General features: G+C 58.3%; 20 protein-coding genes and 5 pseudogenes. 9 read left to right on the forward strand and 16 right to left on the reverse strand.

The window, feature by feature from the left end; all coding sequences use genetic code 11:
* Positions 1-112: 112 nt before the first annotated feature.
* The 5 genes from IVB48_RS41010 to IVB48_RS16265 form a co-directional block, all read right to left on the reverse strand.
* Positions 113-529, reverse strand: coding sequence for a hypothetical protein (locus tag IVB48_RS41010; RefSeq protein ID WP_346658996.1), 417 nt, complete (start codon positions 527-529; stop codon positions 113-115).
* Positions 519-1,586: an RES family NAD+ phosphorylase gene (locus IVB48_RS41385; RefSeq protein WP_346658997.1), complete on the reverse strand. Its 1,068-nt coding sequence runs from the start codon at positions 1,584-1,586 to the stop codon at positions 519-521. The genes IVB48_RS41010 and IVB48_RS41385 overlap by 11 nt, the downstream gene beginning before the upstream one ends.
* A gap of 127 nt (positions 1,587-1,713) precedes the next feature.
* Positions 1,714-2,259, reverse strand: a complete 546-nt coding sequence (locus tag IVB48_RS16255; protein ID WP_247400842.1) for a hypothetical protein — start codon at positions 2,257-2,259, stop codon at positions 1,714-1,716.
* A 123-nt stretch (positions 2,260-2,382) separates the two neighbouring features.
* Positions 2,383-2,967, reverse strand: coding sequence for a DUF6035 family protein (locus IVB48_RS16260; RefSeq protein ID WP_247400844.1), 585 nt, complete (start codon positions 2,965-2,967; stop codon positions 2,383-2,385).
* A 163-nt stretch (positions 2,968-3,130) separates the two neighbouring features.
* Positions 3,131-4,327 (reverse strand): Fic/DOC family N-terminal domain-containing protein, encoded by a 1,197-nt coding sequence (locus tag IVB48_RS16265; RefSeq protein WP_247400846.1) that lies wholly within the window; start codon positions 4,325-4,327, stop codon positions 3,131-3,133.
* A 175-nt stretch (positions 4,328-4,502) separates the two neighbouring features.
* Between IVB48_RS16265 and IVB48_RS16270 the strand changes: the two genes are divergently transcribed.
* From IVB48_RS16270 to IVB48_RS16280, 3 genes are all read left to right on the forward strand, one after another.
* Entirely contained in the window at positions 4,503-5,069 is a 567-nt protein-coding gene (locus IVB48_RS16270) for a hypothetical protein (protein ID WP_157642939.1), read from the forward strand.
* Positions 5,070-5,466: 397 nt separating this feature from the next.
* On the forward strand, positions 5,467-6,171 hold the full coding sequence (locus IVB48_RS16275) for a serine protease (RefSeq protein ID WP_247400848.1): 705 nt from the start codon (positions 5,467-5,469) through the stop codon (positions 6,169-6,171).
* Between the two features lie 96 nt (positions 6,172-6,267).
* On the forward strand, positions 6,268-7,308 hold the full coding sequence (locus tag IVB48_RS16280) for a hypothetical protein (RefSeq protein ID WP_247400852.1): 1,041 nt from the start codon (positions 6,268-6,270) through the stop codon (positions 7,306-7,308).
* 74 nt (positions 7,309-7,382) lie between these two features.
* On the opposite strand, the gene IVB48_RS16285 is transcribed toward IVB48_RS16280, so the two are convergent.
* The 7 genes and pseudogenes from IVB48_RS16285 to IVB48_RS16310 form a co-directional block, all read right to left on the reverse strand.
* A complete protein-coding gene (locus IVB48_RS16285) occupies positions 7,383-7,832 on the reverse strand; it encodes a DUF2937 family protein (RefSeq protein ID WP_247400854.1) in 450 nt (149 codons plus the stop codon).
* A 184-nt stretch (positions 7,833-8,016) separates the two neighbouring features.
* Positions 8,017-8,199 (reverse strand): zincin-like metallopeptidase domain-containing protein, encoded by a 183-nt coding sequence (locus IVB48_RS41020; protein ID WP_018455432.1) that lies wholly within the window; start codon positions 8,197-8,199, stop codon positions 8,017-8,019.
* 125 nt (positions 8,200-8,324) lie between these two features.
* A complete protein-coding gene (locus tag IVB48_RS41390) occupies positions 8,325-8,618 on the reverse strand; it encodes a zincin-like metallopeptidase domain-containing protein (RefSeq protein WP_346658998.1) in 294 nt (97 codons plus the stop codon).
* Positions 8,551-8,760 carry an ArdC family protein gene (locus IVB48_RS16295; RefSeq protein ID WP_247400857.1) on the reverse strand — a complete coding sequence of 70 codons (210 nt, stop codon included), beginning with the start codon at positions 8,758-8,760 and terminating at the stop codon, positions 8,551-8,553. The genes IVB48_RS41390 and IVB48_RS16295 overlap by 68 nt, the downstream gene beginning before the upstream one ends.
* Before the next feature lie 750 nt (positions 8,761-9,510).
* Positions 9,511-10,701: an arylamine N-acetyltransferase gene (locus tag IVB48_RS16300; protein WP_247400859.1), complete on the reverse strand. Its 1,191-nt coding sequence runs from the start codon at positions 10,699-10,701 to the stop codon at positions 9,511-9,513.
* An 86-nt stretch (positions 10,702-10,787) separates the two neighbouring features.
* A pseudogene (queF, locus tag IVB48_RS16305) lies at positions 10,788-11,236 on the reverse strand (preQ(1) synthase); the annotation flags it as partial.
* Positions 11,237-11,680: 444 nt separating this feature from the next.
* Positions 11,681-12,154 (reverse strand): GTP cyclohydrolase I, encoded by a 474-nt coding sequence (locus IVB48_RS16310; RefSeq protein ID WP_247400862.1) that lies wholly within the window; start codon positions 12,152-12,154, stop codon positions 11,681-11,683.
* 1,614 nt (positions 12,155-13,768) lie between these two features.
* Here IVB48_RS16310 and IVB48_RS16315 point away from each other — a divergent pair.
* Together IVB48_RS16315 and IVB48_RS16320 are read left to right on the forward strand one after the other, a co-directional pair.
* A complete protein-coding gene (locus IVB48_RS16315; RefSeq protein ID WP_247400863.1) occupies positions 13,769-14,170 on the forward strand; it encodes a hypothetical protein in 402 nt (133 codons plus the stop codon).
* 126 nt (positions 14,171-14,296) lie between these two features.
* Positions 14,297-14,980 carry an HAD family hydrolase gene (locus tag IVB48_RS16320; protein WP_247400865.1) on the forward strand — a complete coding sequence of 228 codons (684 nt, stop codon included), beginning with the start codon at positions 14,297-14,299 and terminating at the stop codon, positions 14,978-14,980.
* Between the two features lie 386 nt (positions 14,981-15,366).
* Here the strand turns inward: IVB48_RS16320 and IVB48_RS16325 are convergent.
* The 3 genes and pseudogenes from IVB48_RS16325 to IVB48_RS16335 all read right to left on the reverse strand — a co-directional run.
* Positions 15,367-15,987: pseudogene (locus tag IVB48_RS16325) on the reverse strand (nitrogen fixation protein FixA); the annotation flags it as partial.
* Between the two features lie 21 nt (positions 15,988-16,008).
* Positions 16,009-16,752, reverse strand: coding sequence for a LuxR family transcriptional regulator (locus IVB48_RS16330; RefSeq protein WP_247298780.1), 744 nt, complete (start codon positions 16,750-16,752; stop codon positions 16,009-16,011).
* A gap of 900 nt (positions 16,753-17,652) precedes the next feature.
* Positions 17,653-18,516, reverse strand: a complete 864-nt coding sequence (locus IVB48_RS16335; RefSeq protein WP_247400867.1) for a hypothetical protein — start codon at positions 18,514-18,516, stop codon at positions 17,653-17,655.
* A 361-nt stretch (positions 18,517-18,877) separates the two neighbouring features.
* Between IVB48_RS16335 and IVB48_RS16340 the strand changes: the two are divergent.
* From IVB48_RS16340 to IVB48_RS16350, 3 genes and pseudogenes are all read left to right on the forward strand, one after another.
* Positions 18,878-19,843: pseudogene (locus IVB48_RS16340) on the forward strand (IS1182 family transposase); the annotation flags it as partial.
* Between the two features lie 64 nt (positions 19,844-19,907).
* Positions 19,908-20,668, forward strand: a pseudogene (locus tag IVB48_RS16345) (IS5 family transposase).
* A 596-nt stretch (positions 20,669-21,264) separates the two neighbouring features.
* Positions 21,265-22,293 (forward strand): ATP-grasp domain-containing protein, encoded by a 1,029-nt coding sequence (locus tag IVB48_RS16350; RefSeq protein WP_247400869.1) that lies wholly within the window; start codon positions 21,265-21,267, stop codon positions 22,291-22,293.
* A 264-nt stretch (positions 22,294-22,557) separates the two neighbouring features.
* Here IVB48_RS16350 and IVB48_RS16355 read toward each other — a convergent pair.
* Positions 22,558-23,187, reverse strand: a pseudogene (locus tag IVB48_RS16355) (DDE-type integrase/transposase/recombinase); the annotation flags it as partial.
* A gap of 103 nt (positions 23,188-23,290) precedes the next feature.
* Here IVB48_RS16355 and IVB48_RS16360 point away from each other — a divergent pair.
* The gene (locus IVB48_RS16360) at positions 23,291-24,409 is read left to right on the forward strand and encodes an IS110 family transposase (protein ID WP_247400872.1); all 1,119 of its coding nucleotides are present in this window, start codon (positions 23,291-23,293) and stop codon (positions 24,407-24,409) included.
* Positions 24,410-24,874: the final 465 nt, after the last annotated feature.

The raw sequence follows: 24,874 nt of genomic DNA on the forward strand, positions 1-24,874 counted from the left end.
CGGTCGTCGTAGGAATTTTCGTGCCACTGCTTGTGGCCGGCGAAAGCGCCTCATGCGTCAGCGCCATTAGTCGCCGCCGCCATCACACACCTTCTCGTGACCGGGTGTAAATTTAGAACGGCGATCGATCGTCCTTCTCCCAGCGGGAACGACGCACCTGATACTCGTCTGTCTTGAAGACGACGCCCTCCACATGGTGTACGCTGACGCTGTCCGGCATGACGCGAAGGCTTGGCTCCCGCAGATCGGAATCGACCCGTTCTCCCGCCAACGCCGGCATGGCATCGAAGTCGGGCCATCCTGGCGATTTTTCCTTTTCTTCATCAACCTTTGGCCGCGGCGGCACCTCCTCGAATACCGAGTAATCGACTTCCCACCCCTCCGCGGTACTTTGCCCCGTCCTGGCTCTGATCTCGGTCCCGCTCGGAATTTCCATCGCCTCGACGCGCGCAGCCTTGTGGAATAGGACGACGTTGAGCACGTCTCCCGCGACCTGAACCGACGGGAAGATAATGCCATCAATGGGCACCGAGGATTCCGTTGCGAGAAAATCGGCGATGGCTTGCGTTGCCAGATACTCGAAAGTCGGGCATGACCGGTTGGGTGATACGGTTGCTCAGAGATTTCAGAAATTGCGCTCGTTCCAGCCGGCGCGCAAAATCGAGGTCAAAGATGCTTCCGCGCATCTGGACATTCTTGAGCGCCGTCAGATCGAGCAGCCGGAGTTTTCGGATAATCTCGAATTGCGCCACGGCAACCTTGCTTCCAACGGGAGGCCGCACCTCGGCGATGGCGGCCTTGGGATCGTTGGCGCCGTAGAACACAGAAATGCCCCGCGCATTCATGCGACCTGCCGCAGCCACCAGCGCTGGCGGCGACCCGAGCTGGAGGTCGGGCCGACACATCGCCACCTCGAGTTTGTCCTCGGACTGGAAGACCCGGGCACGAGAGAGTGTATGGAAGGGCGTTCCGGGCCCCGCATCTACGACCAGAGGCTGCCCCTGCCGCGTCCGCAAAGCATCCACCCCGTCGAAGATGGCCGCCAGATGCGTAGCTGCGGTGCGACTGAAGAAACGCGCCTCGGTCTTGAGTGAATTCTCGAACCGATACCATTCCTCGCGCCAAGCATCATCGCTGACCTTTTTCTCTTGATAGTAACTGTCGCTCGCGAACTCCGTCTCTTCACCCATGGCCGCGCTGTCGAAATCGCTATGTTCCTCCTCCAGGATTGACTGGACGTCCTGGGCCGCGTCTTCAGGGATTTCGGCGGCGTTTTGAATGGCGTACACGACATCATCGCCATGTCGATTCCATTCGTAGCTCAGCTCCTTGTCGCGCTGGAGCATATATTCGTAGTCGTTTGGTTGATCTGACGTTCGATAGTAGTGCTGCTCGAACGCGGTCGCCACACGTGCGGCCATCTTGTCAAGGCTGAAGGTACGACGCGCCTTGTCGCAATAGCTGCACTTGGCGCGTTTGCCCTTTGCGCGAACTTCATCGCTTAGATACTGCTCGCCAATGCAGGCGTAGCATATGCGCTTCGCTTCGAGGTCGTCACTATCTACGGAATGCACGATATTTTCCACCTTGTTGCGCCATCGTCTCCTACCAAGCCGCTGCCCCCACAGGCAATCTGGCCCCGTCCGCAATCCTCGACTCACTTGATTGCGCTACAGAATACGTCAAGCGCTGAGATACGCTGCTGGCATTGCGTCAAGCTGAAGAGAATATCTCCGGGAACAAGGCCAGCGCGATCTTTCCCGACACGCTTTGGCGATCGTCTTGCACCACTGTGCGAGCTTTGACGATCTTGTTGCGAACACTCTCGATTTCAAAGAGAGCGTCCCTGTTGGTCAGTCGGGCGAAGGTCCGAATGAGGCGCACATAGCGCTGTCGTCGCTCGACATTGAGGAAGGAGTTCAGCACCTCGACAAGATTCTGCTGCCGCGATCCGACTGGCCGACCGTCGACCAGGGAAAGTAAGCAGTTGATCAATGCATCCACATCGAGCGCGTGCAGCTCGTTGACGTCGCTCCCCGGAATCGCCACTTTGGCGACGAGTTCGCCAAACAGGATCTCACGCTCTTTCCATTTCGTACCTCTTTCGCCGAGCGCGCCGCGCCAGCGCGACAGAAAGTCATGATGCCAAGGCGGCCTCGACGGGACCGCGTTTGCGCGCCCCCCCTCGATCCAATTGAGGTCGGAAATCGTGACCAATTTCGAGCGCCATGCGTCTTCATCCAGCCAGAACGCGCGCAAGATTACTTCTCGCCCCGCTGTCTGGAGAGGGCTATCGTTTCATCGTCAATTGAGAACAGGTTCTTGTCGTGGGAGTAGAAAATGTCCTCAAACGAACTGAGTAATCGGCCGCTCGTGGGTGGCTCAATTCCAGGTGAGCCAAATCAGGCGAATGGACGCGCTCTCATAGAAATCTTCGCGTTGCACGATGATGGGGATTTGCGTGGTTGCAAGTTGAACCTCCACGACGAGTGGCATGCGATCATAGATCGCGCGTACGTCCGGCCGCCGCCGTCCATTCTCTAGGATGAGATACTCATCGACAACGACGCTTCCTGCGGTCGTGCGCGGATCGTTGGTCAATAACTCACCGACGATATGTTTGATTTTAGCATGCAGCGGGCTTTCCTGCGCTCCGTCAAATTGCTGCGCGCTAACGATATCGACGCTGGCCGGCGTCCCCGTCCACCAGGGACAAAGCTGTGGGGCACCCGGGTGGTGTTTCCAGTAAGGCTGGCCGGTCCGGCCTTCGCGCGGAGCATAGACGGCATGTCCGCATTTCGCGCAGACGAAACGCGCTTTCCTGTCGAGCCGCGCGCGCGTCGCCGCGCGACGGAGAACCTGATAATCGTCCTTGCTCATCGCTATGAGCGCATCACTCGTGATGCTGTGCATCGATGCAAGGTCAACCACTCTTTTGAGTGTCCTTCGGAGAATCGCCTCGACCATCTACCGAATCTCCCTTCGTCCGGCGTGATCATTGAGCATTTGCGGGATCGCGTGCTATGGAAAATCGCCTGTGTCTCAAGGAAGTCCCGCCGACGGCATGACCGGCGGCGGGGCGAAGACGCAATTCGCGGCTTCACCGATTGTCACCCCGGCATACCGGCCGTCAGGTGTCCGCACCGGGAAGAATGGGTTCTTCGCCGAACGGGCGGTTAATGATCGACAGCGCGTCGGGGGCGGCGAAGACGCGGTTGCGCGCATAGCCGGTACGCTCGTTCAAGATTTTATTCTCGACCAGTTGCTCTACCGCTTGCGAGGCTGCAGGCACCGTAATGCTGAGAAGCGAGGCCAGACGCTTGACGGTCAGCACCGGATAGTGCGGCAGAACATCGAGTGCTCGCAGGCTCGCTGAGCCCTGGCGAAATTTGCGCCGCTTTCGCCATAGATCGCCAATTGCAGACAAAGCGTCGCGCGTCTTCAGCAGCTCATCCGTGGTGCCGACAATTGCGTCTGCCATGAATCCGACCGCTTCATGCCAATCGAGGCGCTGCTGAGCCGCTTTGAGCGATTCATAATAAGCCGCCTTGTGGGCTTCAATGTACGGTGACAGGTAAATCGGCATCATGCCTTCCGCCGCCATCATCAACGGCAGGAGGAGACGGCCGACGCGGCCATTGCCATCACGAAACGGGTGGACTGCCTCAAAATGTGCATGCGCAACCGCCATTCGCACAATGAAGCTCTGGTACATCGCCTGCATGCCCTCGCAGCGCATGTACTTCATCGTGTCCTCAAGACACGCGGCAATGTCAGACGGCGGCGTCGGATTGTAGGTCGAGTAAGCAATATCGCCCCTGCCACCGATCCAGACCACAACCTGGCGAAGATCGCCGGGCTTGTCCTTGTATTCTGCGTCGCCGCGCATGACGGCGTGATGCAGATCCTGCACCAAACCGCTTGTGAAGATTTCCAGTTTCTCTTGTCTGGCCCGCGGCAGGAAGTCATCGAGCGCGAGCGCGTAGTCACGCACCTGAACTACCGCCTCGCCCTGCTGGGAATCTTCGCTTTCTTCACCGGACAGCAATTCGTCAAGCGTGCTGTTGGTGCCTTCGATCGCCGAGCTGCTGACAGCTTCCCGCCGTGGCAAGATGCGGCTGATCAGATACGGGTCCTTTAGTTCGGCCGCGAGCGTCTCGACGCGCACCAAGGCTGCATCCGCCGCCCTGAGCCGGGCAAGGACCGACCCCGCGGCAACCCCGTCCTCAGGCGGGGGCAGCGGAACCACGCCGTAATGCGCCGCATAGGGCGCCGGAAGCCGCTGCAATCGTTCCCGAACGGCGTGAGTGAGATTATCGCGGTTCAAGAGAAACCTTTCGCAGAAGAGCCAAGTCCGACGCCATAATAAAGGTTGTTTATATATACTTCAATAAAGCGACTGGTGGTGGGCCCTATATAACGTTTCTTAGGTTCCATCAAGGAACCCCTTGCCCGTACTGTCGTTACGTATATATCGGGTAACGACAGTACGGAGACATTTCGTGGCCGATCCTACGGTAGTCAGGCGAGTAAGACGCCAGCGCGACGTTCGCCTGGCTGAAGGCTGGCAGGAAGTCCGTGTGTGGGTGCCCACCGAACAAGACGCAAACGACATCAGAAACCTCGCCGCCGATCGCAGGGCAAAAGCAAAAGCGCTCGCCGGCCTTGACGAAGGAATTAAGAGCATGCCCCCAGAAACACTGCACCGCATTGCCGAGGCGATCGCATCCCAGGGCTCGGCAGCCTACACGACCCCTTCCGGTCCTGTACTGGACCTCCTCACCAAACTCGCGGAAGAGGATGATCTCGCGAGCTTCTCGCGGGCTTTCATTCTTCTGGCGCGCGCCGCACCGGCTAGAGCCGCGTTTGTCGCGGGCGCGGTGCCGGCAAAGATCTCCAACTTCCTGATCAAGCATCGCGGCGTCAAGGCGACCGCGCTGATCAAGTGGACCGAGTCGAATCCGGATTGGACTGAGGAGCTCAAGAACGCACTGCGTGATCCCGATCTATTTGTTCGTGTTGTCGAAGACTTCGCCTCTGCGATCAAGCAAGGTGCCGCCGCTCACTAGACCTTTGACAAAGAAACCGGCGCCGTTTCAAAACAGCGGCGCCGGTTTTTTTGTGACTCGGATGAGCCTTTACATTGAATGCGCCTTAGGGCGATTAGCCTTGCCGTGTTAGACTGGACGATGCCCTTTCCAGTCACCCCCGCACCCGGAGACGATCCCCGCCAGTTTCAGATACAAGGCCCGACGGGGGTTCGCCATCCGATTATCTCCTTACTGGCAATCGACAACCACACAGACCGCGTCTCTGGTCTCGGCACGGCGTTCCGGATCGACGCCTTCGGAGGATATCTGACCGCGCAGCACGTGCTTGAAGCATGGCTCGGGCCTTCGCGCCCGCGGTCGACGGTTGTAGGTCTGCTCAACCCGGGGCGGCGCGCCCCGATTGGGGTCGACCGGGATGGTCGTGATTGCGTCAGCGACCGCCTTTCGCACCCCGCCAGAAGATATTGCCCTTGATTGGCTGCTCAACCGTGACTCGAGCCGCATGTCACTCGACTGCATGACGCTGTCGTTCAAAGCGGACAACACGCGCCTGCACGAAGTACGCGATTTTCTGCCCCTGCGGCTGACCGGAAAATGGCCCGAGATCGGCGATGAAGTCATGGCGGTGGGATTTCCCGAACTGCGTTCGATACAGGACCGCGAGATCGACACGGATGTTCTGACCGAGCGCATGTATGGGTCTATTGGCCGCGTAACGGCAGTGCTGCCGAGTGGCCGCGAACATCGTCCTTGGCCGACATTTGCGGTCGACAGCCATTGGCCAGGCGGTATGAGCGGAGGACCCGTGTTCAACCAGGACGGAGAGGTGATCGGCCTCGTCAGCTCAAGCGACGAGCCGGGAAGCGACGGTGCGCAATCCTACGCCTTCTGGTTTGCGCCGATCCCAGGTCCTCAACGCAACCTCCCTCACGTCGACCCATCGAACCCGGGATGGGTGCGCGGTTGGGCGGTGGTGCGCAACGCTCCTTGGCATGTTGCGGCAATGACCAACGACCGCGCACGGGCAGAGGAAATCTGCGCGACGCTGGCGTCGGACTATTCGGTTCGCTTGGGCTCCCTGCGGGCTGGCTCAGATGATTTTATGAGTTCGGCCGATTAGGCGGGTCAGCTAACTTGGAAGCCGACCAGGTTGCCGATTTCACCAAGTCGTAGGCCCGACCTTTCCCACGCGTAAATTCAAGGCAGCGACGCCAAAATGAGCAAACCATTTGATCTTCTCAATCTCTATGCCCGCTTCAGCCGCGAGCGAAAGATTTCGGTCACGGCGCCCCAGACAGCCCAGGAATTTTTGGCGGCGATCGGCGCGCAGCTTGACAAGGCATTGACCGATGACATTCTGATCGCGGGCCAACGAACCGCGGCAATGTTCGAAGCCATGGTGGTGGCGCTTGGTCATTACAAGCTGATGAAGGTCGAAGATACCGGGCGCGTCTATCCTGTCGGCAGATATCGGGCGCCCGATTTCAGAATCGTACTGGAAGACGACGAGCAATGGCTGGTCGAAGTCAAGAACGTCTACGAGGCAGATCCGGTCCGGCAAGAACGTCAGATCATGACACCGTCTTATCTGTCCTCGCTCGACAGCTACGCGCGGGCAACACGGGCCGCGCTCAAGGTGGCCGTCTATTGGGCCAGATGGGGCATCTGGACGCTCGTATCCCCGCACGATCTGCTGGATGAAAATGGCTACCTCAAGCTCGACATGAAACATGCCGTCTGCTTCAATGAGCTGGGCAGGCTCGGCGATATGACAATCGGCACAACGCCGCCGCTCACACTTCGGCTAACCGCCGACACGCCCAACGCCATCGGCCCCGACGGAATGGCGCCTTTTACGGTTCGAGAGGTCACGATGCTCAGTGAGGATCGTGTCCTCACGCGTGCGGACGAGCAGGAGATCGCGTGGATATTCATGAATCTCGGGGAATGGGCCGAGCAGGAGACCAAGGCCATTGTCACTGACGGAAGATTGTCGGCGATCGAGTTTTCTTGGCTGCCCGAGGAACGGCTCAACGAGGACACTGAGAGATTTGAAATAATCGGCACGCTGAGCCGGATGTTTTCCCGCCACTATTCGCAACGGGCCAATGGAGAACCGGATTCAGTGCAAATTGAACTTGAACATCGGCCCAACTGGTTCGCGCCACTGGTATCATCCGACCACAAAAGTGATGCGTTGCCGCTATGGCGCTTCATCCAGCAGCCGCTCGCGGTGAAGACCGCGAACAAGAGTTGAGGTATAGAAACGCCGCGCGGAGTTTGACGGCTCGGTTTGCTGTCCCCCTGCCGATGAATCTCGGTTTCGTCGGATCACGCAGCGACTCTGCCTCGTGAGCCGGCAACAGCGCCGAGAACCAAGAATGCAGCATAAGGCAAGCACCAGCCGATGATCGCAAATACAATGCCCGTGAGGGTCGTCGGAAGCGCGGGTGCATAGGCGCTCCAGGCTTGCGCCATGATCGGCTTGTCGTAGTCAACCGCTACCGCCAGGATGGCCGCAGGCGTGACGCCACTCGCCAAAGCCGATTGCTGCTCGTTCAGCCGGTCCAGCCTTCGAACATATTCCGTCATTCGCTGCGCCTGGTCGCGCACCAGTCGTTCTGGGTTCTTCGCCATCACACCGAGTGCGCCCGATCGGTCATAACCCGAGCGGCGGGAGTCCTCGTCGAAGTTGCGCACAATGACTGTCAGCTCGTCGGCTGCGCCACCGAGCCGCTGCCTATACTGTTGCAGGAGCTCAGGAATCTGCGCAAACAGCAAAGGGTTGCGTCATCTGCTTGCGACCAACGTTCACTGCCGGTGGCCTAGCCTGCCGACGCATCACACACCACGCGGGGTACCGACATGCCTGCCATCGAACCAAAAAACGTCACCGCGCAAATCCTAATACTGTTCACTAGTGTCGACGCCTTTCGCCGTGAATACGAGGGGCGCGCAGCCTGGTTCAGCCAGTGGTGAAGGAGCAGGCGCCGATGTTTTCCTCGTGGCGGCGGCAGCGAAAACCGCGCGGGAATCCGACCTTCATCAGCTTCAGCCACTGCGCGAGATACGAGCGTGATCGGCACGCACATTCCTGCGTGATCTGAAGCTCCGCGCACAGGAACGCCGCGCCGATTTCAGCGACCAATTCCTCGGCGGCGTAGGCCGCCGAAGCGTTTGCCGAACGTGCGATCGAGCCTGTGTTTCGCGCCGGGTCAGCTCGTGGACAAGCGTGCGTAATAGCCTTCGCTTGCGTGACAGCGTTTCGGTGCCTCAGAACATTTCCTCCGGAGGCATCTGGATACGATCGGTGGAGGGCCGGTAAAAGGCCCGGTCGCCGCCGTGCTCGATGCGCGCGCCCGTCCCTCTCACGAACGCATCGGCGCCTGCGATGCGGGCGACCGGACCGAGAGGCTCCGGCACTGGGTTCAGGGCGTAACCCTCGACCTGCGCCGCGTTGAACACCCGCGATGCGCGGGCGACACGCGGTTTGCCGTCGTCATCCGCAACGTCGGGATCGGGCTCGGCGTCGAATTCCTTGTTGAAGATCACAGGGCTCGATTTCACGCCTGCGCGAACCTGAGCGCCAAGCTCCGACCTTGTAAGTGGCCCACACGGGCGAGCTGAACCCCTTTAATTGGGCGGCGACCCAGAGACTCACGATATTGATGCCGGTATAGCCGTTCTTGGTCAGCACATTGACCGGCATGAAGAGAGCGCCGGATGATTTGCGCCAGGGTAATTATGGTCTGTCGGGATTCGCTTCGATTGCGGCCACAAGCTGGGACGTGATCTCGGATTAGCATCCTTCCGGGTGGAGACGCTGGTTGATTGAGGGGACATTGCATCGCCTTTCGCTCTTGCGAGCCCGCCGTGATTGGCGGTCTCGATGCCGAGCGAAGGCGGCGGTGCCTGACGAAGTGCCATACGCTTCGAATCCACGGCTAGTCACAGCACTTATTGCTGTAAGCCCACAAGACTCACAGGGAATTGACGAGCATAGCTCCTGATCTCGTACGTTCAACCTGAAGCGGATTCGAACCAAAATTGTGAAACATCGGCTTGGTATAGCTAATGGTATTCTCGGTTTGGTAAATTATAAAATTGTGAATTTTCAGTTAGTTGGTGGTATTCTTAGATTTCGGCCAGGGGCTTGCGGGTCAGGCCATGGAAACGAAGCTTGGCCGCCACCGCCTTCCTCGACCATGCCGAGGATATTCGACCACCTCTCCGACGAGAGGGATCGCCGCAGCCCGCACCCTCCGGCCAGCTGTGACATAAAGGCGCCAGGCGCTCGGCACCCTTGAAGCCACGGATCGATGGGATCATTCCAGAGCAACTCGATCGTCCCCTGAAGCACTACGACATCGCCAATAACAGAGTCGACGATCCCGCCCTGGGATTTGGAAGAGACCGCACAGGCCATCGTCGCGCTGGGAATGCTTGATCACTTTCTTTCCTATACAAGTCCACGTGACCCAAGCTTTTCCCATAACGAATCAACGGTGCACTGAGTCAGTCGGAGCCCGAAGACATTGGCCAAGACCTGCTGCAGTTCGATCTTCGTTTCCAGTGTTTGTGTTTCCTTAAATTGGCTGCGAGTCAATCTGAGCTTCTTGTTGAGCAAGGTTGCACGTCCCTCCGATGTCAGCACACTCATCATGAGGACGGATGGAAAGGGCATACGGTCCCAGCGTGCGCAGATGAAGTTGGCGCCCTCGAAATCGGGTGGCAGGGCGACGGCTCGGTCAATGCCGAAAAGAGCGAACCATTCATCTTCGTTCTTGCGTTCAAGCACGAGCTCTCTACTGGCCGGGTCGGCCCGCAGACGAAACACGTCCCCGCCAACTATTTGCTGCTCCTTCGCATCGATTCGTAGCGGTGCAATAGGTGCCGGACCGGGAAAGCCGGCATCGGCAAGCCAGTCGCAACCCTCTATGGTCACGATCAATGCATGATGTGTGCGTGGGCCACCTGCCGAAGCCCCCATGCGCACCCTGCAAAGAATTGGCCGGACCTTGAAATCGAGTTCTTCGAGCGCCAAGCCAAACAACTTGTTCAATTCGAAGCAATAGCCGCCTCGCCGGGCATCGATAAGTTTGGCCCAGATCGAATTCTCAGTCAGATCGGGGATATCGCCCAGCAGAACATCAATGTTCTCATAGGGGATCGCTCGCATTTGAGCCTGCTGGAGCGCAAGAAGGCCATCAACCGTTGTCGGGACTTGAGCAAGGCCGATCCGATCGAGATAGGTCGCAATTTTAAATGCCATGGCACGTCCTCTGATGTCTGGATTCGTTTGATTAAGCCGCCGGAAGCGCGATGACTTCGCAGGCGACGCGTAGAAGGTGGCCATCTCTCCTATAGAAATGAAACAGCCCAGCACTTCCGGCGACAGCCTCAGTGCCAGTATCGAGCCAACGGGCCATTTGTGCACGGCCGGAGCAGCCCGTAGGAATCCCGGTCCGCGGCGATTTGCAACGGCGATCTTCCAGCCTTGCGAATCATTTCGTCTCGCCTCGCCGCGAATGCTCCGCGTTTCGAGATCCACTGCCGCCCGCGATCCGCCATCACTAAGTAGAGAACGGCGACAGCTACCAGCTGAGGAATCGCTCTCAGCTACACCAGCAGTTTCTGCCGCGTTCAACATGACATCACCCTTGATGAATCGTAGTTACGAACCTGCAGCTCTTGCGCTACTAACGAGCGGCTGTCGCTCTTTTGGTTGCTCAGCCGACGGCAGCGATAAGGCGCCACGGCTGTATCGGGCAACCAGGCGCCCTCCGGTGGCGCGCCGGTCTGCCAAAACACGTCGATCGGGATGCCGCCACGCGGATGCCGGTAACTGCCGACGCGCAGCCACAGTGGTTTGATCGCCCCGGCAATGCGTCGGCCGACTAGCGCTGTGCATTCATCATGCAAAGCGCCGTGTTTGCGGAACGAAGTCCTGAACTGCTTCAGTGATTTGGAGCCCACCAGTGCCTCGTCGGGCGCGTAGTCGATTACGATGAAACTCGGCTGACCGGCGAAGGGCAGACCGAGGTGAATTCCGGGCAGGTGCAGCGCACGATGGCGGGCGGTCCGTCGCCGCGCCTGAGCGGCGCGTTTTCGAGGACCGCCTTATCTGGGCTTCCTGGCGTCTCGACGTGGGCGCCGACCTGTGTAAAGTTCCGGGTGGTAGGCACGGGCAACTCCTTGATGCATGCCGCCGGAAGTGCGGCCGTCGAGCCGGGCATCGCCGATGAAGTCCTCCTGATCCACTGCCCGCTGCTCTCGAGTGGACGACGACATCGGAGAAGCCACCGCGATCGACGCAAGGGTGAAGCCGCAGAACCTTCCAACCCCGTTACCGCACGCCGAGAAACTTCGTGTTTGAATGATGACGCGCTCAGTCGCGTGCAGTCACCTCCTGAGTGCTCAGCTCCGCTGCCTTCTTGGCTCAACGATTGCATCCATATTGCTGGCTTGGTCGCCCCACCGATGTTGAGGGTTAGTAGTTTGTCGACGTCGGCAGGCTTGTCGACGGCCGACATCTTGGCCCAACAGGCGACAGTGCGACGGCGGGCGCCGCTGGCAAAACGCAGCAGATAGGCCGATTTCACGGCCGTATGTCTTGAGTGATACATAGGTCACGGTTTAGTCCTTGATGAGCGCCAGAAATTCGCTACGCAGTATCTTGCTGTCGCGGAAACACGGCGCATGATGCTGGTCACCATAGTAGTTTCCGTCTCGCGAACGCCTCGCCAGATCACGCACTGGTGCCGCGCCGTAACGATGACGGCCAATCCGTTCGGATTAATGCGGCGCTCCAACTCGTCTGCCAACATAATATCGGCTTCCTCTTGGATTGCGGGAGCGCCATGATCCAGTTGGCCACACGCACAACTTTGCTGATACCGATCACCGACACCAGGCAGCACCCCGACCCACATGCGGTGGAGCTTGTCGGGGCCGAACCATCCCGAGCCGCCGGGCCGCAATGAGCCGAGCGAGGCCGAGAGAAGCGCGCGGCGCGCGCCGGCGGTGAAGCCGGCGAGATCGGGGCAACCCGGCTCGCGGATCACGAGCGTGGGTTGCGGTGTGGAAAGGTCCGGGAGGCGCATCGAAAACCGTTAACGAAAATGCCAATGACGGGAACAAAGCGGTGCGAGCACGCCGATCTCACGGTGATGGGGCCAAGCGCGTAGATCTGTTCCAGGCAGCCCGCGTTTGGCAAGTTCCGTAGCCGCAGGGCTAGCTTCAAAGCGCTCGACGAACACCTGGCGCACGTACATCTTGGCTATCCGTTTTGCGGTCGCAGTCGTGTTGTGGTCGCGGCTAGTGTCGATAACCAAGCCTCAAGCAAGACTGCAAGTGCTGCTCGACTTCTGCTTGTATTATCTCCCCCTCACCGGGCCGCAAGTATTCTGCGACATTAGCGTTTATTCCAAAGGGCAGGCCTGGGTCGAGCAGGCGTTTACGAGTTGCTTGCGTTGAGCTCATCAAACATCCTAGCCGGGCGCTTTGCCTCGCTCTCGCGCGAGCAAGTTGATCTGCGGGCGCTTCTGCATTTCGGTAGTCCACATGATGCCCCTGGCGTAGGAACGGCCGCTTGTCGCCACCCGATCTGCGATTACCTGGCGCATGGCCTTGATATCCTGGATGAGTTCGAGACTTCCACCGTGTCGGCAGTATGGCCAGCCGAGCGATGCCATCCATTGTGCTGCGTAGCGCCTCCAACGTTCGAAGAATGACGGAGTTGTTTGATGGAATAGATAGCTTTCATCTGAACTCTTGAGTGGTGACGGCGAGAGACCGCTGTTTTTGAAATGCGTCCTTCACCGCCGCTGCAATCAACGTGCCGAAAACCGCCTTCCTCGTCTTGCTGCAAGAGAACAACACCATTGCGCTTTGCGAGCGCGCGCGGAAACATTTTACGCCGTGATGTCGGGGACCGGACATTAACCTCTTCAAGACGACACGGCTGAAAACAGACATAGCGGCGTGAAAACATGAGCCGGTCCCCTTGCCGACCTCGCTTGCGTCTGCGCCATGTGCCTGAAAGTACATTCAGTGAAGCCTAGCCGAATCGCACGAGCTTCGTTCACAAACGCCCTCATTTATGTGACGCTTCAATAGCCTTCACTTTGCGTCGATGCCGTCACGGAGCGTCTACCCCTTGAAAGCCGCAACAACGGCGGACAGCGCTGTTCGCTCCGTGACATCAAGGAGATCGGAGGCGCGCACGAATTCAATCAGCAAACAAGGCCCGATGGTCCCTCGGTGGGGCTCCAGTTCACTGAACGTCTTCGTTCTTCAGCGTAGGGTTAGGACTGGCCGCTTGAGGATTGGACCAAGACATTCCCGCCGCGGCAACAGTCGCGTAACGCTCTTTGCTGCGGCTGTTAGGCGGAGCACCGCCGGATGGACCCCGTCAGGCACCGTGCCCACCAAAGTTGACTTTTGGCGGCCGCGCTCTCGGAAGTCCGGCAGCCGGATCAGGGCGGTTGTTTCGAATCACACAGTTCGCTTGCCAAGCTCGGGGAAGCCTCCTGCCCGCGAAAGAGGACTTGGTACGAGCCTTGCTTGCAGAGGCGCAAAACCATGTGCTTCGCGCGAGCCGACGGATTACCTCCGCTCGGTGTCGGTTCCAGACATCGGATATCTGCAACCGGACAGGGGGAAAACAACAACATGCAACGGGCGACATCCATAATCGTCGGTCAAGGAGACATAGCATGTCCGGTGCTGCAGGCGCATTTCTGTTGCCTTTAAGCCGCTCACAAGGGCCGGTTTCCGATCAGCTCAAGCACATGGTGCCGAAGCTTGAAAACCGTGCACAGGGGGGGTTCGGCGTTGCCGCATCTATGCATGAAGAACGGTTTCAACATACAAAGTCATGCCGGCCAGCAGGCAGACTAGCAGATGTTGATTTCACTGAGCAGGACGCGCATTCCAGGCTGCATGTAGCTATAGCACACGTTCGCACTCCCTCTCACAGGGAGAAGAGTGACGCCGACTTGCAGCCCTTTGACAATCATAAAACCTCCTGCCGTCGTTTGACGGTTTGTTTGGACGGGCTTTGGTCAACGCTGATGTGCCCTTTGAAGTCTGCTTTCCTTGCTGCCGCGGGGACATGAGGGAACCGGTCTTTCTGCGTTTACGTTCGAGATGCCGCCCCCTTGGCGGGCAAAAACGCGCAGACGAGACTTCGAATAGATTGATCGCCGATCTCACCTCAACGAAAACGTCTGCAGCATGAGGCCATGATGAAACCTGCTCTTGTATTCGATTGGAACGGCACTCTCCTCGACGACGCCGACGTCTTGCTACAAACGACGAACACCATTTTGGGCCGCTTCGGCCGAGCTGCCATCGACATGCAAACTTTTCGGGATCATTTCGATGTTCCACTTTCGGTTTTTTACCGCAATCTAGGAATGTCGGAGAGTGAAATCGAAACGGTCGATAACCATGACAGCGCTATTTTTCACGATACTTACGAACCGCTGGCGAGCAAAGCCGAACTGCGCGAAGGCGCGCGTTGCATTTTGGAAACGGCACGTCAACAAGAGGTTCCCAGCATTATTGTTAGTAACCATATAGTCGATCCCCTTATTACCCAATTACGAAGACATGGAATCGACGATTGTGTCGCGGAGGTTCTGGCTTTTGAAAGCCGCGCTACTCAATATAAAGGCACAAGCAAAGGAGAGCGGCTTCGTCTGTATATGCGAGCATACAATCTGAACCCCAGCTCAACGTTCATCATCGGGGACATGCCGGTCGAAACGGATATCGCACGCGAACTTGGCCTGATCAGCGTAGCCATTACGGGCGGATTTGTTTCCGAGACGCGTCTGCGAGCGGCGCAGCCGGATTATCTCATCGAGGACCATCATAAGCTGCTGCCCATTCTGCAGGAGCGTGGCCTTTTTCAGAACTCATAACGACGCAGAGCATGACTGAAAACCTCTACCGTCCATGTCTTCCTGTTCTCCAGCGAAGCCTTCACACTGATGGCCGAAGCATCGGCTCTGGACGGACGAGGCCCAAACGAAGGTGCGCGCCTAATTAGTATTGGCCGATAGGGGACTTCGCCGTTCGAGTTTGTCAATCTGCAACCTGACGCAGTCCGACTCAACACCCATTCCCTACGTCGAGGTCCTTCCAGACGGGCTGCGGTCTTGAAGACGTAAGACCCGCGCCGAGAAATTTCCTCTTGTCGGGAGCGCGCTTGCCGCGGCCCTGCCGTCGAGTTCTTATCCAGGAGCGGTTAGAGCCTCGGATTGTGCAGCGACGCGCATGGCTGAAAGCGCCCACAAAGCTGCCCAGATTACTCGCGGACCGGTGCGGCAACTTCCGCTTTAAGCTTTGGCTGGTGCTTGAAGATCGCGTGGATCAAAGCTTGCGGCGGCTGCTCGGAAGCCTCCACCAGCATCGCTTTGTCAGCGCGCGCCGAGGGAGCGAAGACTCACTTGATCACGGTCGGCGAGACCACATTTGGAAAGGTCCTCGAGACCCGCGTCCCGTGCGTTCCATTTCACGATTGGCGCGCGGGCGGCTCGTAGCGCATCCGGCCATCGCGCCGCGGCGAATCTGGTGGTGGCCTCGAGAATCGTAATTTGATACACGCTGGTAAGCAGAACCTGGACACCGCCTTCGGCACGTCGTTCCGTTTGGATTGTGCGCACGGTTAGGTCTAGTGCTCTGATCTTGCCGACGTAGGTCAGCCGTAGCATCCCAGGCCGCTTCGCAATCCCGGGTCCCACCTGGGCGGTGTCACCGTCGATGGTTTGCTTGCCGGTAAAGATGAAGTCGGCGGTCCATGCTCCTTACGAACTTTTTGGATGGCGGCTGCCAATGCGTAAGTTATCACCAGAGTATCAGAACCAGCGAAGCGCCGGTCAGTGAGCAGAACGGCTCGATCGGCGCCGAATGTCAGCGCCTTGGGTACAATCGTCGTCCATCAAGATGCTCACGCAGCATGGACATCAAAAATAAGATTGAGGCGGATCGCCACAATGACGGCTTGGATTCGGCTGGTCGCGCCCAGCTTTCGCATCGCGTTCTTAAGATGAAAGTTCACCGTATTCTCGCTGATTTGTAATATCCTCCCGATTTCCCATGACGATTTGCCCTCTGCCACCCACCCTAGACAATCTAATTCCCGCTGTGATAGCGCAACTCTCATATTGCAGTTATCTTCCGCCGGACGTGTGATCTCCACACAAGCGGTGTGAAAGTGCCAGGCTAGTGCGTTCAGATGGCCTTTGGAATGTTGAGGATCGGCATCGTCGAACCGAGATGCAAACGATACGACCGATAATCGACCCAATGGCCCAAACAATGGTACACTCATGCCGTGCTTGAGACCGGCCTCTCTGGCCTCATCAAGTACGCGCCTTTCGTCGGGCTGTAGTTGATATTGCTCGGCGAGTTGATCCCACAGAAACGGCCGCGAAAGCGTCGGTGTCCGCCGGACCACCGGATCGATTTTGTGGTACTTTCGCTTAAAATATCGTTCACACCACTCGGGCGGCCACTTAACGGCCACGGCGGGCGGCGGATACTCCGGTAGGCGAAGTGGCTCCGCGAAATTGAGCGCTCCGTAAGAGACTTCGCTGAAGCCTTCGTCGCTGGCACAGCTCACAAGAAGCTCGAAAAGCGATCGGAGGGATTGCGTTCGCGTCGCGCATTCGGTGAAGCTGAAAAGATCCATTTTGGGCGCCTCAGCGGGCTGACCCAAGAGGTCGATATTGCGCCGCTCGATTGAGCTTGTTTTAAGCGGAGGCAAGTTCCAATCCGTCGCCGAGCCGCTCCGTGGTCCCGAGCTCAACGAGCCCTGTGTCACCGCGGATGTTCGGCTTGCCGGCGAGCATGAAAAGAAGTGGGCCAAGGTCGTGCACGATCTACGGATCTGCATCGTCAGCCCCCAACTGATCTTCACCGCGCCGGCACCGACGAGAGCCGGGTCGATGAGCAGCCCAACAGACTCGCCGCGCAAGTTTGGCTTCTTGCATGAACAATTCGCGACGTCTGGGTGGCTTAGTCGCACGCCTCCGACGCGAACAATTCTTAAGGGTTGAGCGCGACCGGCCCTCGTGGTGCAAGACGATGTTCGTCGGGGGGATACCCCGATATGCCGGCAGTCGGAAATTCTGCTTGGTGCAGAGGGCACTTTGCATACGCATCTCCGGAAGGGAGAGAACCTAGGGATGAGAACAGCAAGGGTCGTACCAGTTGCACCGCTCCAAAAAATCGGGTTTAACGACAATGACTTGAGAGAATTGGGATAGCTGCCTCGAGCGCGTGCGTTGAAGAATTCGCGACAACAGGAGGAAAGCCGACAGCGTCATTTGGCTTAATTGTTCGTGACGATTGCCTGATTGGCTTTTTCTCTTGACGTGTGACCGGTGCCCTTTGTGCAAGGCACCGCTGAATCGCTCATTATTGCGTGTCGCTTGCCAATAAACTGAAAACGAGCGAAAACGTTCAAGGACAGCGCATGCAGGCTGTCTGAATCCTCTGTGAGCCGAATCCGCTCTGGCCGACCAACACATGCACTTCTGAGGCACTGACGGGAGATGAGCGCTCGTCTGTCTAGTTGCGCGGCGACGCTTCAATCTGTCACTGCGGCTGTTAGCGGCTTACCGACGTTTCTCAGGACAGCGGCGCGGCAGTTGACAAACATCTGCTTCGTGTAATTCTCGCCGAAGTAATCCAGTACGAAGGTGCCTGTATAGTCCGGATCATCGCCCACGCTGCGGATTAGGCTGTCGAGAATCTCGCCGATTTCGGGAATGCGCTCGCAGTAACGGGCACGGAGAACATTAACAGCGTTCATCGAGTGAACTGCCTCGTCGGCAACCACCTCTCTCAGGCAACGAAGGAAGCTGCTGCCAAGTCCGGCATAGAACTCTCTATCCGCAGCATAGGCGCGGCAAGTACACATCTCATCAAATGCGATCATAACGATCAGAGAGAATTCGTCCTTCAAGTATTCATTGATTGCAGAAAAACTATGCGATCGAGCCTCCAATCTGTCTCGAAGATCTTTTTCGGATTCACCAGCGACAAGCTCCATGATCCGGATGAAACTATCGGTGTGACGCTCTTCATCCGTGGCCCAGGCACTAATAAACGCCTCAGCTTCGTTGGTGGCGATCAGATTCCGGTTGAACACTTCTTGTTTTAAGTGCCTTGCATCGTATTCAGTATACAACTCTGGCCACAACTTGTCCCGACGTGCGCGCACAGTCGAAGGTCCGGCCGTGAACATCGCCGGCGTCAACTCATCGAAAATGTCTTTTGGATTCCAGTTCCGTCGAATCGGCGCAATCATCCGACTGTCCTTCTCTGCGAGCAGCCTGGCAGACGGCGCTCGCAAAGCACACTTGCTCCACACCAAGTATGCTGTCTCCCCCTCGTTTTGGTGGGCAATTTCGAGACGCAACTCATCAAACGGTTTGACACTCGCGATCATCAACAGAAGCTCATGGGGGACGGTCAACGTTTTATAGTTCGCGTGTAGTGTAGGCTGCGGCATCCCATCGCTTTCTTTGCAAACCGCTCCCTTTGCTTGCGCGGCGGGCGAACTGGGGGTCGCGGCGGCCTCCCGGCGTGCGTCAAAGCAGAGAGCCGACTGAAGGAATTCTGGCCGATTTGGTGGCCGGCCGCAGGAGCTTCGCTCGGATGTGAAGGAGCATGAGCCAAGCTGGGCCCATCAGCTATGACGGGTAAACCGGACTTGACCTCCCAACGCCTTTGACCGCCCCTTTTGACCCTGGCTGTGTGAAAACGCCTTGTCTGCTATGATTCCCGCACTGAATCGGCGGGGGCTGGGCATGAGTCGCTTCGTTCAAGGGGCTGATCGCGGGCAATCGACTTTGTTGCCGGAATGCCTGGATGACTGGGTTTTAGATGACAATCCGGTTCGCGTGATCGACGCCTTCGTTGCGGCCCTCGATCTGGCTGAACTTGGGTTCGGTGGCGTTGAGCCTGCCGGCACAGGTAGGCCGTCGTATCATCCGGCCGCGCTCTTGAAGCTCTACATTTATGGTTATCTCAACCGTGTGCATTCGAGCCGCCGGCTCGAGCGTGAAGCTGGCCGCAACGTCGAAGTGATGTGGCTGCTCGCCCGGCTTGCGCCCGATCACAAAACGATTGCCGATTTCCGCAAGGACAATGGTCTCGGCATCAGAAAAGTCTGCGCGCGCTTCGTCGAGGTGTGCCGCAAGATTGGGTTGCTCGCGGCAGCCAGCGTCGCCATCGACGGCAGCAAATTCAAAGCAGTCAATAATCGCGATAAGAACTTCACGCGCGGCAAAGTCGAGCGGCGGCGCACGCAATTGGAAGAGAGTGTTGCGCGCTATCTCGCTCAGCTCGATATCGCCGACCGGCAGGAGTCGTCGGAAACGCTGGAATTAAAAAAGACGCGGATCAAAGAACGGCTCGAAAATCTGGCCGTTGAAATGGCGAAACTCGCAGCCATTGAAAAACAGGTTCTGGCGTCGCCCGATCAGCAGATATCGTTCACGGATCCTGACAGCCGTTCGATGGCCACGAGCGGCCGTGGTTCCGGCATCGTCGGCTACAACGTGCAGACGGCGGTCGATACAGAAAACCATCTGATCGTCGCGCACGAGGTGACAACAAGTGGCTCAGACCGGTCACAACTTGCAAACACAGCACAGCAGGCCAAAGCCATTCTTGAGGCCGACACGCTCGATGTTGTCGCCGATCGCGGCTACTTCAAGCGCGAAGAAATCCTGGCGTGCGAGCAATCTGGCATCACGGTGACGTTGCCTAGGGTCTGTACCTAATTAGCGAGTTCTGATTCCCTCGTGCCAAGTTGATTCGGCACGGGGGACTTCGATGCGCAAAGGACTGTTCTGGCTCAACGACAAGCAGTGGGCTCAGATAGAGCCGCATCTGCCAACGAACCAGACCGGCCCGGCGCGCGAAGACGATCGACGCATTATCAGCGGTATCATTCACATGCTCCAGTGCGGCGCACGCTGGCGCGATTGCCCGTCCGACTATGGCCCTTACACGACGATCTACAATCGGTTCAATCGCTGGGCTAAGCGCGGACATTGGCAGGCGATCTTTGAAGCGCTCGCCCGCTGCGGCAAGGACCGAGTGGCTTTGTCGATCGACTCCACCTCGATCAAAGCGCATCGCTCGGCGAGCGGCGGAAAAGGGGGGAGTGTGAACAGGCGATCGGCCGCTCGCGCGGTGGGCGGACCACGAAAATCCACGCGCTGAGCGACCCTGATTGCAAACCTTGCGCATTTCATCTCACTCCGGGACAAGCCGCAGACATTGCCGCAGGGCCGGCCCTTTTGAAGCTCGCGCCGCCCATGTCTTCCCTCATTGGGGACAAAGGCTACGATGGCGACGGCTTTCGCGCCGAAATCGTCAATCGCGGCGCGAAACCCGTCATTCCAAACAAATCCAACCGGGTAACCCTCCACAGCTTCAGCAAGCGCCTCTATAAAGGGCGCAATGTTATCGAGCGCTGTTTCTGCCGGCTCAAGGATTTCAGGCGTGTTGCTACTCGCTACGACAAACTTGCCAGAAACTTCTTGGCCGCCGTCCACCTCGCCGCTCTCGTCGCTTATTGGATCAATTGAGTCTGAACCCTAGCTCAATTTGGAGTGCGCCGAAGCTCGGGACACTAGCTGATGCCCCTGCCGAACGCGCGCATAATGAGATCGCAAGACGGCAATATGAGATTTTCGTGTTTGCCCGTGAGGGGCACCGTTCGCGTTCGGATTGTTTTGGTGCGCGGTGTTCGATTTATCTCCCCCTGTCGTGAACGCAACACTCTGAGACGCAGTTATTCCGCCGACCCGGCCTGCAATGTCTTTGCACCTCTTCAAGCAAGCCCTTCGCTCGCGTCTGGCACGCCGATTGCTAGAAGACGGTAAAAGGCACCGTGATGACCATAGCGTTCTCCCACTCTCCGGACGACGTGTTGACATGAAGCACGCTCGAACGATCCAGATTAATGTGACAGGCGTTGCAGGCGCGCTCTCGCAGGCTCCCATTGTGGGAGCGCAGGTACTCGCAAGCGCGCCGCGAAACACATGCGTTTCGCGCCTCGCTACCGCCTCCTCTATTGGCACAACGAAGGATCTTGCGACCATAGCGGTCTCGCACCCTTGGACCGAGGCCTCGATCAACCAAATCTGAGCCAGTGAAGTTAACAATGCACCAGGAGTAGCTCATGCGAGTAGCAGTCGTGTGGAACGAGCCGATCGAGATCAATGCATCCGGCCAGCCTTATCGGGGGCATCATCGCACGATGATCAAAAACGTGGAGGAGGCACTGCAAGAGAACGGTCACGAGACGTTGCTGTGCGAAGGCGATAAAGGATTGCTTGCTACACTCGAGCGATTCATGCCACCCGACGCGCAAGGCCGCCTGCCCGGAATGGTCTTCAACAAGGCGTACGGAACTAAGGGCGAGTGGCGTGCCAGCGAGGTTCCGGCCATGCTTGAGGCGGCCGGCGTTCCATACACCGGACCGGGTCCGCTCGGGGCTGCGCTGGAGCTCGATAAAGTAATCACAAAGAAGCTCATCCGCGATGATGGTGTGCCCACGCCGAATTTTCGGGTCATGCGTCGCGGCACCGAGAGCACCGGGGACCTCCGATTCCCACTGATAGTGAAGCCATGTTGCGAATCCAGTAGCCTGGGATTGCAGTTCGTACAAGAACCTTCTCAGTTGAGGCAAGCCGTAGAAATGATCGTCACGCACTATGCGGAGAATGCACTCGTGGAAGAATACATCGAAGGGCGGGAGATCTGCGTGGCTCTATTGGGAAACGAAGAGCTGGAGGCGCTACCTCCGGTGGAGCACGACTTTGGTAATCGCAAAACACGTCTTATGACTTTCGAAGACAAGTACCATAGAGCGGTCGCGGAGCCGCACAAGGTTTGCCCGGCGCAAATCGGGAGTGAGCTTGCGACGATGCTGCGGAATCTTTCGATTGCGACCTTCCGTGCTTGCCGTGGCCGAGACTACGCCCGCGTCGACTTTCGGATCGACCGCTCCGGCCAACCCTTTGTCCTCGAGATCAACTTCAGCCCGTCGCTCTATCATGCGCACTCTTACCTTCGGGCTGCGACGGCCGCCGGCTACACTTTTTCGCGATTGGTCAATCGTATCCTCGATATCGCCCACACGCGGCATTTCGGAATCGGCATTCCCAGGTCCGAACACGCCTCCAATCGCGGAGGGCTGCAACGGTGAAACCGTTAAGTTCGTATTCGGTAAACCTGAGGTCTTAGGTCGCACCGATCCGCTGTCGACGAGAAACCGTATCGTTGCGGAAAGCGGAGGCTGTCACACGTTGAGAGGACAATAATGGCGTCTGCAATCGAAGCGACCATCCCCGTACAAGGGCGGCTGACCGTACGCATCCGGTGAAGCCCCTGGTTAAGCCATTTTGGCGAATGGCTGACTGCGCTCAGGCTGCGTGAGCGTCCTCTGAGGTCGCCAAGTCGGTGAAGGCGTTTTGCCCGGCGCGATGTAGTGCCATGCGACACGGCTCTGGTCGGCCCATGCGAGAATGGCGTTGCGGGTGAGTTCGCTGCCGTTGTCACTGACCACCATCTTCGGCTTGCCACGCTCGATCATCAGTCGGTCCAGTTCCCGCACCACGCGGCGCCGAAGAGCAAGGTATCGGGCACCAGCGCCAGGCACTCGCGGGTACAATCATCGACGACGGTCAGGATGCGGAAGCGGCGACCGTCGGTCAGCTGATCCGAAACGAAGTCGAGCGACCACCTGTCGTTCGGCGTCATCGGAACCAGCATCGGCGCCCTGGTCCCGATCGCCGGCTTGCGCCCACCACGGCGGCGCACCGTCAGCTTCTCTTCCCGATAGAACCGGAAGAGCTTCTTTTGGTTGATCAGATACCCCTCCCGCTTGAGCAGAACATGCAGCCAGCGGTAGCCGAAGCGGCGGCGTCCCTGGGCAATCGCCCTCATGCGCTGGCGAAGACTGACATCGTCAGCCGGGGTCGTCCGATATCGTCATGGTCATGCGGCAGCAGCCTATGGTTTTACAGGCCCGCCGTTCGCTCATCCCGTGGGCATCCACCAGATGAGCGACAGCTTTCCTTTTCCCCGCGGGCGTCACCATTAGACTGTATGTCCCCTCCACAAAATGAGGCGACTCACCCTCGATGTTGCGACGAGGGTTGCCTGGATGGACCGGGCAGAGCCTCAAACAAGGAGGGCGAGTCGTGGGTCATCATACCGAGGTCTTTGTCGGGATCGATACGTCAAAATCGCGCAATGCAATCGCCATTGCCGATGGCGGCCGTGGCGGCAAGGTACGATATCTCGGGGAGTTTTCTGCCACGGAGGCAGCGATCCGAAAGCTGGTGGCAAAGCTTGCAGCGAAATGCTGTCATCTGACGTTTTGCTACGAAGCAGGGCCGACAGGATATGGCCTCTACAGACTGCTCAAGAGCCTCGGCCATGACTGCCTGGTGGTGGCCCCCTCGCTCGTTCCGAAGAAGGCCGGCGATCGAGTGAAGACGAACCGGCGCGATGCGGTAAGCCTCGCCAAGCTGTTGCGCGCGGGCGAGCTCACCGCAGTGTGGGTGCCGGACGAGCGCCATGAGGCTATGCGCGATCTCTCGCGGGCCCGTCAGGCAGTGAAGAAGGACCTCCAGGGCAAGCGTCAACAGATCTCGTCATTGATGCTGCGGCTGGGACGCATCTATCCGGGCAAGACAACGTGGGGGCCCGCCCACATGAGATGGCTGATGTCGCAGAAGCTCGAGCATCGCGAGCAGCGCATCACATTCGAAGAGCTACTTGAGGGGATACGCCAGGAAAGTGAGCGGATGGAGCGTTTGGAAGATGCCATCCGCGAGGTAGTACCCGAGTGGTCGCTCGCCGAGGTTGTCGCGGCCCTGCAGGCGATGCGGGGGATTGATCTCATTGCGGCTGTGGGGGTGCTGGTCGAGATCGGTGATCTCTCCCGCTTTCAAAATCCGCGCGAGCTGATGAGCTATCTGGGTCTGGTGCCCACGGAAAACTCAACTGGCGACAAGGTCAAGCGAGGCGGCATCACCAAAGCCGGTAATGGGCGGGCGCGACGTATTCTTGTGGAGGCGGCCTGGAGCTATCGATATCCGCCGCGCGTAAGCCGAGACAAGCAGCCAAAGGTGGAGGCCGCACCGAGACGCGCGCGAGAGATTGCGTGGAAAGCGCAAACCAGATTGTGCGGACGCTTCCGCTCACTCGAGCGGAAGGGCAAGCGGCGAACCGTGATCGTCACGGCGATTGCCCGAGAGCTATCCGCCTTCATTTGGGCAATCAATCGCGAGCTCATGCCACCTCGACAGGCGTAACGTCGTTGGCGGCTGTGGACCGCTCGAGTCGTGAGGTGCGCTCGACCGGCCCACAGCCCTCTTTGTTGCAATCAGGATCAGGGTAGTCGCAGACATCAATCGTGCAGAGGTGAAGGTGGGACCACGGCAGGGGAAATCCCGAAACCCATTATGTGGCCGATCATCCGATCGACGCCCGATGCTAGACCAGGGACAGCCCCAGACGAAAAAACGGAAATGCGGTATCCAACCCGCGCATCAGAGCCTGTTCACCGACGTCTTTGGGTCCCGCCTTCTCCTCTGCACGATCCATCGGCGCAAGAACTTCACGATGAGTCCACGTGGAGATGGGAAACCGTGCGTTGTGTGCTTGACTGGGGACATCAGAATGGGATGACCCGCCCCGTCCTCTCAGTCAGACTGAGTTGGCTTTTGAAAGGAGGAAGCAATGAGGACACGGAACAAGCCCAGGCCGGCAACGGTGTT

Origin of the sequence: Bradyrhizobium sp. 76, assembly GCF_023073025.1 — a bacterium.
Lineage (GTDB): Bacteria > Pseudomonadota > Alphaproteobacteria > Rhizobiales > Xanthobacteraceae > Bradyrhizobium.

Excerpts from the sequence above, each read along its gene's own strand:
- IVB48_RS16260 (WP_247400844.1), bottom strand. The coding sequence starts at position 2,967 with ATGGTCGAGGCGATTCTCCGAAGGACACTCAAAAGAGTGGTTGACCTT.
- IVB48_RS16275 (WP_247400848.1), top strand. The coding sequence starts at position 5,467 with ATGGTCGTGATTGCGTCAGCGACCGCCTTTCGCACCCCGCCAGAAGAT.
- IVB48_RS16280 (WP_247400852.1), top strand. The coding sequence starts at position 6,268 with ATGAGCAAACCATTTGATCTTCTCAATCTCTATGCCCGCTTCAGCCGC.
- IVB48_RS16295 (WP_247400857.1), bottom strand. The coding sequence starts at position 8,760 with ATGCCGGTCAATGTGCTGACCAAGAACGGCTATACCGGCATCAATATC.
- IVB48_RS16300 (WP_247400859.1), bottom strand. The coding sequence starts at position 10,701 with ATGTTGAACGCGGCAGAAACTGCTGGTGTAGCTGAGAGCGATTCCTCA.
- IVB48_RS16310 (WP_247400862.1), bottom strand. The coding sequence starts at position 12,154 with ATGCGCCTCCCGGACCTTTCCACACCGCAACCCACGCTCGTGATCCGC.
- IVB48_RS16315 (WP_247400863.1), top strand. The coding sequence starts at position 13,769 with ATGTCCGGTGCTGCAGGCGCATTTCTGTTGCCTTTAAGCCGCTCACAA.
- IVB48_RS16320 (WP_247400865.1), top strand. The coding sequence starts at position 14,297 with ATGATGAAACCTGCTCTTGTATTCGATTGGAACGGCACTCTCCTCGAC.
- IVB48_RS16330 (WP_247298780.1), bottom strand. The coding sequence starts at position 16,752 with ATGGATCTTTTCAGCTTCACCGAATGCGCGACGCGAACGCAATCCCTC.
- IVB48_RS16335 (WP_247400867.1), bottom strand. The coding sequence starts at position 18,516 with ATGATCGCGAGTGTCAAACCGTTTGATGAGTTGCGTCTCGAAATTGCC.
- IVB48_RS16350 (WP_247400869.1), top strand. The coding sequence starts at position 21,265 with ATGCGAGTAGCAGTCGTGTGGAACGAGCCGATCGAGATCAATGCATCC.